Annotated in this window: 4 protein-coding genes; 3 read left to right on the forward strand and 1 reads right to left on the reverse strand. The window is 38.0% G+C overall.

The window, feature by feature from the left end; genetic code table 11:
* Window positions 1-603 precede the first annotated feature (603 nt).
* Complete coding sequence (locus tag K4L44_08880) at window positions 604-8,058, forward strand: T9SS type A sorting domain-containing protein (protein ID QZE12703.1); 7,455 nt, start codon at window positions 604-606, stop codon at window positions 8,056-8,058.
* Between the two features lie 247 nt (window positions 8,059-8,305).
* Here the strand turns inward: K4L44_08880 and K4L44_08885 are convergent, their stop codons facing one another.
* Entirely contained in the window at window positions 8,306-9,571 is a 1,266-nt protein-coding gene (locus K4L44_08885) for a transposase (protein ID QZE12704.1), read from the reverse strand.
* A 440-nt stretch (window positions 9,572-10,011) separates the two neighbouring features.
* Here K4L44_08885 and K4L44_08890 point away from each other — a divergent pair, with 440 nt between their 5' ends.
* Together K4L44_08890 and K4L44_08895 are read left to right on the forward strand one after the other, a co-directional pair.
* Window positions 10,012-11,151, forward strand: coding sequence for a universal stress protein (locus tag K4L44_08890; protein QZE12705.1), 1,140 nt, complete (start codon window positions 10,012-10,014; stop codon window positions 11,149-11,151).
* Between the two features lie 198 nt (window positions 11,152-11,349).
* Entirely contained in the window at window positions 11,350-12,180 is an 831-nt protein-coding gene (locus tag K4L44_08895; protein QZE12706.1) for a prephenate dehydratase, read from the forward strand.
* The last annotated feature ends 17 nt before the right edge of the window (window positions 12,181-12,197 follow it).

A 12,197-nucleotide genomic window follows, 5' to 3' on the forward strand; every position in this document is an offset into this window, starting at 1 on the left:
CATAACTTTAGCACAAACCTCAAACAAACTCCCTTAATTTCAATAAATATTAAACTCTGGCTATAAAAACCCGAAAAACAAATAGCTACAAAAAAAGAGTTCACGGTGATGGTTCTCAATCTTGTGGGTAGTAGTAGGGATGCTTGTTTTATTGCTAAAGAGTCTGATGAACACTCTTGTAATACGACATTGAGTTCGTGAGTTTCATACATCGTATAAAACTCATTTCAGAGTAATGGCAATCCTGTTCAGACAGAAAAAGAAACAAGAATCTCACAACACGAAAAAGGGTAAAGCAAATATGTATGGAACGAAACATCTTAATAAAAGCCATCCACATATTCTCTTAGAACAATAGCGAACTGTTGCTTCTTCGTTAAATTTTATTAACATTTATATCCATTTCTAACAACACAAACATAATATAAAAACATGGTCTTTTATAAATATACCCCACAGCTACCCCCTCATAAACCGATGACGAACAATACAATATACCATAAAAAAACACGCTAAAATAACACCATATTCATTTTGAAAAGAGTTATTTATGGTATAACTTTAATAATAATATTTAAAATATGTTTTTATAACTTTAATCTTATGAAACAAAAATTACTTTTAACTACCTCAATTCTAATTATGCTGATGCTATTTTCTAGCTCCCTGTTCGCAGAGACGACGGCAGCAGCAGCCTACGCTGGAGGGGATGGTACTAGTACAGACCCTTATCAGATTGCGACACTAGCCCAGCTACGTCGTCTCTCTGAAACAACAGCAGACTGGAGCAAACACTTTATCCAAACGGCAGATATAGATGCCAAAGAGACCAACACATGGAATGTGGGAGATGCGGATAAGAATGAAACGACACCTGATGTTTTTATGGGGTTTTATCCGATAGGGGATTCTAATTTTAATTCTCCATGCAGAGAAGCGATACCATTTACAGGAAACTACCAAGGAAATGGTTATACCATTGACAATCTTTATATTTATAGACCAAAGGAGAATTTTGTAGGGTTATTTGGCTCTGTCAATCGTTATTCAAACAAAATCCAGCACCTCGCTGTAACCAATGCAAATATAACTGGCAATCATAAAGTTGGTATTATTGCAGGAGAATCTAGATTTACTAAAATATCAAACTGTTATACTACAGGAGAAGTCGCGGGAAATAACAATACAGGAGGACTTGTAGGTTGGTGTGGTTATGCAGAAAACTGTTACAGCACTGCATCAGTAAATAGCGATTCTTACAAAAAAGGATCATTAGGAACTGCTTATGCTGGGACAAATTTAGACTATCATACCCATTGTTACTACCAAAGTACAACGGGAGAGAAAGATTCTTATGATAAAAGTTATGGATTTCCAAGAACTGCAATGCAGATGGGCGTGATCTCTCAATATACAAATTGGGATATTGAAATAGACAACACATTAACAAAAGGGGCGCCTCCTATACTCAAAAAGGGGACTACCAAATGGGTGATGAATCCATCAGAGACGATTAACCTAACTCTTAACATTATGTGTGAAGGAGTTGCTGTTCCTAATGCCGCCATAGAGTATTTTGGAACATACACCTCTGATGAGACAGGACAAGTAACAATAGAAGTCCTTCCTAATAGTTCTGTGAGCTACAAAATAATGGCTTCTGGATACCAACTATCAGAGGGTAACATAGAGCTTTTAAACGAGGATATTACCAAAACAATCATTTTAACCAAATCTTTTGATGGTGGAGAGGGTACTTTAGAAGATCCATTTCAAATTCATACTTTAGACCAACTACGTAATCTATCAGAAAACTATTTAGATTGGGATAAATGTTTTATCCAAACGGCAAATATCGATGCCACAGAGACCAACAAATGGAATGAGGGGGATGCAGATAAGAATGAAACGACACCTGATGTTTTTATGGGGTTTTATCCGATAGGGGATTCTAATATTAATTCTCCATGCAGAGAAGCGATACCATTTACAGGAAACTACCAAGGAAATGGTTATACCATTGACAATCTTTATATTTATAGACCAAAGGAGAATTTTGTAGGATTATTTGGCTCTGTGAATAATAGATCAAACAAAATCCAGCACCTCGCTGTAACCAATGCAAATATTACAGGTAACGATAATGTTGGTATTATTGCAGGAGAATCTATAGAGACTGAAATATCAAACTGTTATACTACAGGAGAAGTCGCGGGAAATAACAATACAGGAGGACTTGTAGGTTGGTGTGGTTATGCAGAAAACTGTTACAGCACTGCATCAGTAAATAGCGATTCTTACAAAAAAGGATCATTAGGAGTTGCTTATTGGAAGACAAATTTAGACAATCATACCAATTGTTACTACCAAAGCACAACGGGAGAGAAAGATCCTTATAAGGAAAGTTATGGATTTCCAAGAACTGCAATGCAGATGGGCGTGATCTCTCAATATACAAATTGGGATATTGAAATAGACAACACATTAACCAAAGGGGCTCCTCCTATACTCAAAAAAGGGACTACCAAATGGGTGATGAATCCATCAGAGACGATTAACCTTACTCTTAACATTATGTGTGAAGGAGTTGCTGTTTCTAATGCTATCATAGAGTGCTTAGGAACACACTCCTCTGATGAGACAGGACAAGTAATAGTACCAGTCCTTACGAATAGTTCTGTGAGCTACAAAATAATGACTTCTGGATACCAGTTATCAGAGGGTAACATAGAGCTTCTAAACGATGAGGTTACCAAAACAATCACTTTAACCAAATCTTTTGATGGTGGAGAGGGCACTTTAGAAGATCCATTTCAAATTCATACTTTAGACCAACTACGTAATCTATCAGAAAACTATTGGGATTGGGATAAATGTTTTATACAAACGGCAGATATCGATGCGTCTGCCACTAATACTTGGAATATGGGAGATGCGGATAAGAATGAAACGACACCTGATGTTGCTATGGGATTTTATCCGATAGGGGATTCTGATTCTAATTTTCCATGCAGAGAAGCGATACCATTTACAGGAAACTATCAAGGAAATGGTTATACCATTGACAATCTTTATATTTATAGACCACAGGAGAATTTTGTAGGGTTATTTGGCTCTGTGAATAATAGATCAAACAAAATCCAGCACCTCGCTGTAACCAATGCAAATATAACGGGTAATCGAAGAGTTGGCATTATTGCAGGAGAATCTATATCTACTAGGATATCAGACTGTTACACTACAGGAACAGTTGTCGGAAACTACAATACAGGAGGACTTGTAGGTAAATGTGGTTATGCAGAAAACTGTTATAGTACTGCAACAGTAAATAGCTCTTCTAACCAAAAAGGATCATTAGGAGTTGCTGTTTGGGAGGCAAATTTAGACAATCATACCAATTGTTACTACCAAAGTACAACGGGAGAAAAAGATCCAAGTTCCCAAAGTTATGGAGAGCCATTAACCGAGCTTCAGATGAGGACAGAGAGCAGTTTTATCAACTGGGACTTCGTAGAAGAGACCACAAATGGTGAAGAGAGTATCTGGGCAATATCTCCAGCAGAAAATAGTGGATATCCATATCTCGCACGTGGCAGATCTGTCGTGAACCTGGCGCTGAAAAGAGTAAAGACTACTTTTAAAGTGGGACAACAGTTTCCTTTAACTTCGATCTCTGGTGTTTCGAACGAGACGACCCCCATACTCGCCTACAGGTTGCATAATGGGGAGACACCAAACAGCTGGAGTAGTGATGCTCCTACTCAGACAGGAGTCTACGATGTGAAGGTCGATGTGGTGGCAACAGAACATTTTCTTGCTGATGAAGTTATTCTTGAAGAAGCTTGGACTATAACTAAAGGAAATCCAACGATCTCCTTCAACAACATCAAAGAGAAGACGTTTGGTGATTCTGACTTTGATCTTACAGCGACCACCAATGGTGACGGAACGATAAAATATGTTTCAAGCAACAACGAGGTGGCAACCATCAATGGCAATACCGTGACCATCGTAGGTGCTGGAACTGTAAACATCACGGCGTCTTGTGATGCGACAAAAAATTGTTATGCAGCAACAGATGTGGTTCAAGAATTGGTAGTTAATAAAGCAGTATCAACAATTACCTTCAACGACATCGATGAGAAGACGTTTGGCGATGCTGACTTTGACTTGACAGCGACTATCAATGGCGACGGAACGATAAAATATGTTTCAAGCAATAGCGAGGTGGCAACCATCATTGGAAATACCGTGACCATCGTAGGTGCTGGAACTGCAAACATCACGGCGTCTTGTGATGCGACAACGAACTATCTGGCAGCAACAACAACGCAAGCATTGGTCGTAAATAAAGCGGTATCTACAATTACCTTCAACGACATCGATGAGAAGACGTTTGGTGATGCAAACTTTGACCTGACAGCAACTACCAATGGAGACGGAATTATAAAACATGTCTCTAGCAACAATGAGGTGGCAACCATCAATGGGAATACCGTGACCATCGTAGGTGCTGGAACTGCAAACATCACGGCGTCTTGTGATGCGACAACAAACTATCTGGCAGCAACAACAACGCAAGCATTGGTAGTAAATAGTGCTGTATCAACAATTACCTTTAACGAAATCGATGAGAAGACATTTGGGGATGCAGACTTTGACCTTACAGCGACCACCAATGGAGACGGAACGATAAAATATGTCTCAAGCAACAGCAAGGTGGCAACCGTCATTGGAAATACCGTGACCATAGTAGGTGCTGGAACTGCAAACATCACGGCGTCTTCTGATGCGACAACGAACTATCTGGCAGCAACAAATGTGGTTCAAGAGTTGGTAGTAAATAAAGCAGCATCAACAATTACCTTCAACGAAATCGATGAGAAGACATTTGGTGATCCTGACTTTGACCTTACAGCGACCACCAATGGAGACGGAACGATAAAATATGTCTCAAGCAACAGCAAGGTGGCAACCGTCATTGGAAATACCGTGACCATAGTAGGTGCTGGAACTGCAAACATCACGGCGTCTTCTGATGCGACAACGAACTATCTGGCAGCAACAAATGTGGTTCAAGAGTTGGTAGTAAATAAAGCAGCATCAACAATTACCTTCAACGAAATCGATGAGAAGACATTTGGTGATCCTGACTTTGACCTTACAGCGACCACCAATGGAGACGCAACGATAAAATATGTTTCAAGCAACAGCGAGGTGGCAACCATCAATGGCAATACCGTGACCATCGTAGGTGCTGGAGCTGCAAAGATTTCTGCTTGTTGTGATGCGACGACAAATTATTTGGCAGCAACGGATGTAGTTCAAGAGTTGGTAGTAAATAAAGCGGTATCTACAATTACCTTCAACGACATCGATGAGAAGACGTTTGGTGATGCAAACTTTGACCTGACAGCAACTACCAATGGAGACGGAATTATAAAACATGTCTCTAGCAACAATGAGGTGGCAACCATCAATGGGAATACCGTGACCATCGTAGGTGCTGGAACTGCAAACATCACGGCGTCTTGTGATGCGACAACAAACTATCTGGCAGCAACAACAACGCAAGCATTGGTCGTAAATAAAGCGGTATCTACAATTACCTTCAACGACATCGATGAGAAGACGTTTGGTGATGCAAACTTTGACCTGACAGCAACTACCAATGGAGACGGAATTATAAAACATGTCTCTAGCAACAATGAGGTGGCAACCATCAATGGCAATACCGTGACCATCGTAGGTGCAGGAACTGCAAACATCACGGCGTCTTGTGATGCGACAACAAACTATCTGGCAGCAACAACAACGCAAGCATTGGTAGTAAATAGTGCTGTATCAACAATTACCTTTAACGAAATCGATGAGAAGACATTTGGGGATGCAGACTTTGACTTGACAGCGACTACCAATGGCGACGGAACGATAAAATATGTTTCAAGCAATAGCGAGGTGGCAACCGTCATTGGAAATACCGTGACCATAGTAGGTGCTGGAACTGCAAACATCACAGCGTCTTGTGATGCGACAACCAATTATTTGGCAGCAACAAATGTGGTTCAAGAGTTGGTAGTAAATAAAGCAGCATCAACAATTACCTTCAACGAAATCGATGAGAAGACATTTGGTGATCCTGACTTTGACCTTACAGCGACCACCAATGGAGACGGAACAGTAACATTTGCCTCAAGCAACAGCGAGGTGGCAACCATCAATGGGAATACCGTGACCATCGTAGGTGCTGGAACTGCAAACATCACAGCGTCTTGTGATGCGACAACGAACTATCTGGCAGCAACAACAACGCAAGCATTGGTCGTAAATAGTGCTGTATCAACAATTACCTTTAACGAAATCGATGAGAAGACATTTGGTGATCCTGACTTTGACCTTACAGCGACCACCAATGGAGACGCAACGATAAAATATGTTTCAAGCAACAGCGAGGTGGCAACCATCAATGGCAATACCGTGACCATCGTAGGTGCAGGAACTGCAAACATCACGGCGTCTTGTGATGCGACAACAAACTATCTGGCAGCAACAACAACGCAAGCATTGGTAGTAAATAAAGCGGTATCAACGATCAATTTCAACGAAATCGATGAGAAGACGTTTGGCGATGCTGACTTTGACTTGACAGCGACTACCAATGGCGACGGAACGATAAAATATGTTTCAAGCAATAGCGAGGTGGCAACCATCAATGGCAATACCGTGACCATCGTAGGTGCTGGAACTGCAAACATCACGGCGTCTTGTGATGCGACGACAAATTATTTGGCAGCAACAACAACGCAAGCATTGGTAGTAAATAAAGCTGTATCAACGATCAATTTCAACGAAATCGATGAGAAGACGTTTGGTGATGCAAACTTTGATCTTACAGCGACCACTGATGGCGACGGAATTATAAAATATGTCTCTAGCAACAATGAGGTGGCAACCATCAATGACAATACCGTGACCATCGTAGGTGCTGGAACTGCAAACATCACGGCGTCTTGTGATGCGACAACCAATTATTTGGCAGCAACGGATGTGGTTCAAGAGTTGGTCGTAAATAAAGCGGTATCAACGATTACCTTCAACGAAATCGATGAGAAGACGTTTAATGATGCAGACTTTGATCTGACAGCGACCACCAATGGAGACGGAACAGTAACATTTGCCTCAAGCAATAGCGAGGTGGCAACCATCATTGGAAAGACCTTAACCATCGTTGGTGCAGGAACTGCAAACATCTCTGCATCTTGTGATGCGACATCGAACTATCTGGCAGCAACAACAACGCAAGCATTGGTAGTAAATAAAGCATCATCAACAATTACCTTCAACGACATTGATGTGAAGACGTTTGGTGATGCAAACTTTGACCTTACAGCGACCACCAATGGAGACGCAACGATAAAATATGTTTCAAGCAACAGCGAGGTGGCAACCATCAATGGCAATACCGTGACCATCGTAGGTGCAGGAACTGCAAACATCTCTGCTTGTTGTGACGCTACTAAAAACTGTTGTGCTGCAAAGAGTGTGGTAAGAAAACTTGTCGTAAGAAAAGGCAAGGGGGATATTACATGGGATATCGCAAATTCCTCCATCCAAAAGAACATCGAAGATAAGCCATTCGATCTCTCGAAAGCATGGTCTAACATAGAAGAGGCGATTATCGTATACACTTCAAGCAACGAAGAGGTAGTATCTGTTATTGACAACACCGTAACCATCGTAGGTTTGGGAACTGCAACTATCACAGCAAAAGCAACGGCCAAAAACTATAATGATGCAACTGCTACATTACAGGTGGTGGTGACCAAAGCGACTTCAACACCTAAGACAGAGAAGTCTAATTTCATCCTATACCCTAATCCAGCAACGGATTTTATTACCATAGAGGGGGATGCGAAAGATGATATCACCATATTCTCAATCACAGGTGTCAAGATGAAGATTGTTTACAATAAAGGAAGAATAGATGTGAGAGATCTTCCTCGAGGAATCTATTTGGTGAAATACCATAATGAAATATATAAGATGGTATTAAAATAAGAAGGTCATCTTTAAGGTTCATATCGAGAATAATCTTACGATAGATAGAACGCTAATTCGATCTTTCTATCGTCTCCTAGAGAAACACCTGCAGGAGTAAGAGAATTCTTAAAAAGATAGAGACCATAAATAACTTAGAGCGTAACAGATTCTGTTGCGCTCTTTTTTTAAGACACTATCTAGTTGATAAAAAAAAGATTTAGTTGTGCAACATTTGTTTGTATTTGGCTACCTCCCGTTTTTTTAGTCAGAAATCTAGATTGAGTCTCATTTGTCCTACGTCTACTTGTGTCTGTTTACTCTGTATTATATGTTTTGTGTAAACATTTGCCAATAAAATTTTAATTATCGTACTTATCTTATAATAGATAAAATTTCTGAGTTCAGATACCTTGTTTTTATCAAGTATCTTAATTTTGCTATCTAGCAACAACCTTAGATGCATGGACTCTAATGTGTTATAAAGGATTCCCATTGCAATGGTTAAAATTGCCAACATGCATTGCAGTCCATCAAACTTCTTTATTTGTATATTCTCTAAATCATAGCTTGATTTGATATGTCTATGGTATTCTTCTATTTTCCAACGAAAGCCATATGCTTGAAAAGCTTCACTAATAACTTCTGTTATTGTATGCTTAGGTGAGTTGGTTAATAACCAACATTTCCCTCCTGATTTGCGTTTTGTAGCAACAAGCCATAGCTCAAATTCCCTCTGCTTTATTCTATATTTAACCTTAACAGCACCACACTCAAAGTTTATCTTTTTACTTTTGTTTTTGCCTCTTTTATTGGCAGTTAATTCCATGAAGAATGGAATCTTTTTCCCAATTGTAGATACAGTAGTTTCTTTGCCTTTGTATATTAATTTGGTATTCTTTTTCAATCTGATTATGAAGTTATTTTGTTGACTAACAACATAATCCTTAATAATCTGACGATCAAATCCTCGATCAAACACACAAGTTACATTCTTTGAAATAGCATTATCTACTTCTTTTAATGCTTCGATTGCTTCATTATTTTCACTCTTGGCTCCATGATCGAAACTGTACAGCTTATTATACAAAGGTGTCATCTTATTGGCCTTATCAATATGTACAACATTCATAAGCCAATAACCTAATCCAACCTTATTTTTCTCATCTCCATCTTTTACAAAATCCAGACCTTCCATGGTCTTAGCATATTTCTTTTGAATATCTGATCCATCAAATAGAATGTAGTCTCCTTCATGAATTGTATCTGACACACAATCCATATGGCCTCTAAGAAGTTTTAAAAAGAAACCTTTTTTATTGTAATGATTTCGAAGCCTTTTGGTCGTTTGTTGTTTGTCTATAGAATCACCTATAGCTGTTGCTATTTGATTGATAATAACAGACCCTGTCTTAAGAATACCTGTTGTTATCTCACGTGTACAACGTAATTCTGGTTTGGTTAAATGACTATTTAATTTACAAAAATATAGACTTAGCTTGTTCTGTATTTGTTTTGTAAGTATCTTGTTCATGAGCTAGGTTTTAAATGATTATGTTTTCACACTTAAAATAACATTTTTAATCTAGCTTTCCTCGTTTTTACACATATATTATATTGTGAATGTCAGATACTTGCAGTAATAATACAACTTTTTTCGGGAGGTAGTCAAAATATGAATAGTCGACCTTTTCTCATTTAAATAATTCATGAACAAGCCCTGCAAACATAATTACATCATTGAATGTTGTACGAATTCTTTCATAAAAAAGAGCACGATAAGATTCATTGAATCTATATTCCATACTTATTTTTGCTAATTTGCATTGGAAGCCTATCACTTTTTACACATCATAAATCCTTTTTTTTATTCTAAAAAAAGATACCCTTGATAGTATAAACTAGGCTAAACGCTAAACAAAAAGGGTTCTTATTGGTTTATTATAATAAAAAGTAACCTTAAAAAAGATGGCTATGAACGATGGTAATTCATTGGTAGCAGTTGCGAGATACACCTACCTACACAGAGCTTATTTGGCTAAAGGATGGCTAGATTCAATGGGAATAGCCAACAGTATCATCCATCAAGGATTGGACTATTCCATTCACACAAATGTTCCCAACGGAATAGAATTATTGGTTTATGAAAAAGATTTGGATAAAGCCAAAGAGGTCTTAGAGAAGATGGGAAGTGTTTATGAAAAGAAACAGGAGGATGAGGTCACACCAGATTATCAAATAAATAAAATATTGGTACCTATTGACTTCTCAAAAAACTCTTATAATGCGGCCAAATATGCACTCCATGTGGCAAACAAAAAACATGCAGAGATCACTTTCTTTCACACCTATTTCAATCCTATTATTAGTCCATTAACCTATGAAAACACCTATTCATTTTCCAGTTCGGTTAATGAAGCTTTGGCTGACATTGAAACCAATGCCACCAATAATATGAACCAATTTTTGGAGAAATTAAAGCCTTATATCGCTGAAAATAACTTGAATCATCTTCAGATACATACAGACCTTATTGGAGGTATTGCAGAAGAGACCATTATCGATTATGTAGAAGAGGTGAATTATGACTTAATTATAATAGGTAATAAAGGCCGAAGCAATAGTGATTATTGGTTTGGAAGTGTCACTTCTCATATTATTTCAAAGGCAAAAGTTCCTGTGATTGCGATACCTGAAGACTCTTCCTTTATCTCTGAGGAGAAAACAGTTGTGTATATTACTAATTTTGAACAGTCCGATTTTATTGCACTGCATAAGTTAATCAACATCTTTTCACCAAACAAGAAGAGATTGAATATAAAAGTGTTACACATAAACGACTCAGAGAATCCAGAAACTTTTAATGTTACAGAAACACAAAAATTTGAAGAGAAGATAGATGCTGAGTTTGGAGAGTTTGTTAAGATCCGATTCTATACAAAAGGTCATGAAGATATCACAACAGTACTTGATCGCTTTATTAAAGAAGAGAACTGTGATCTAATTGCCATGACGATGCATCGTAGAAATATCATCACCTCTCTTTTCAATCCAAGCAAAACGAAGAAAGTACTATTTCATACAACCAAACCATTGGTTGTGTTCCATACTTAGAGTATAAATATGGTGAAGCTGTGTTATGTAAATATTAAATATAGAGATATAGTTCATTATACACAGCACAGCTTCTCTCATATTTTATACATTACCTAATGACATTTGTCACATACGACTCCGTTCTTTTGAAGTTATGTTACACTACGAATTTCGGAGAAAACAGATGTCTTTCGTGTAATACAATGATATAAAAGAATGAAGAGAGTTTCTATACAAGGGATAAAAGGATCGTTTCATGAAGATGCGACATTAAAATATTTTGAAGACAAAGAGGTTGAGATCATCGAATGCTCCACATTCAAAGAGGCCGTAGAGTTGGTTGACAATGATAAAGTGGATCTATGCGTGATGGCTATAGAGAACTCCATTGCTGGAAGTCTATTAGGAAACTACTCCCTGATGCGCCAATATCATCTAAGAATTATAGGAGAAGTCTATTTACATATTGAGATGAATCTTTTAATGAATAAAGGTTCGATATGTTCAGATATTAAAGAGATTCACTCTCATCCTATAGCACTGAAACAGTGTATAGAATTTATTCAAAAAGACTTTCCAGATGCAGTACTTTTAGAAAAAAGTGATACTGCAGGAGCAGCCAAAGCACTAAGAGATAGCAAAAGAAAAGATGTTGCAACCATTGGTAATGTTCGCACATCGGAACTTTATGATCTAAATATCATGGAAAAAGGGATAGAGACCAATAAACGTAATTACACTCGATTCTTGATCTTAACGAAGAAATCTAATGGAATTGTATCAAGTAACAAAACATCGATCTGCTTTGAATGTGGACACTACCATGGTTCGTTAGCCAATGTTTTAATGATTTTCAGTGAATATGAAATTAATCTTACAAAGATTCAGTCGATCCCAATATTAGGACGACCTGAAGAGTATTCTTTTCATGTAGATTTAGAATATGACAATAGAGAAAAATACGAGAAGGCCATACATAAAGTTCTTAAGAACGTTAGTAGCCTCTCTATTTTAGGAGAATATAAGAAAGGAGCAATGCCTAGATAGTTAACTAGCTACTCCTA

It is taken from the genome of Prolixibacteraceae bacterium (assembly GCA_019720755.1).
Classification (GTDB): domain Bacteria; phylum Bacteroidota; class Bacteroidia; order Bacteroidales; family Prolixibacteraceae; genus Halosquirtibacter; species Halosquirtibacter laminarini.

Excerpts from the sequence above, each read along its gene's own strand:
- K4L44_08880 (QZE12703.1), top strand. The coding sequence starts at position 604 with ATGAAACAAAAATTACTTTTAACTACCTCAATTCTAATTATGCTGATG.
- K4L44_08885 (QZE12704.1), bottom strand. The coding sequence starts at position 9,571 with ATGAACAAGATACTTACAAAACAAATACAGAACAAGCTAAGTCTATAT.
- K4L44_08890 (QZE12705.1), top strand. The coding sequence starts at position 10,012 with ATGAACGATGGTAATTCATTGGTAGCAGTTGCGAGATACACCTACCTA.
- K4L44_08895 (QZE12706.1), top strand. The coding sequence starts at position 11,350 with ATGAAGAGAGTTTCTATACAAGGGATAAAAGGATCGTTTCATGAAGAT.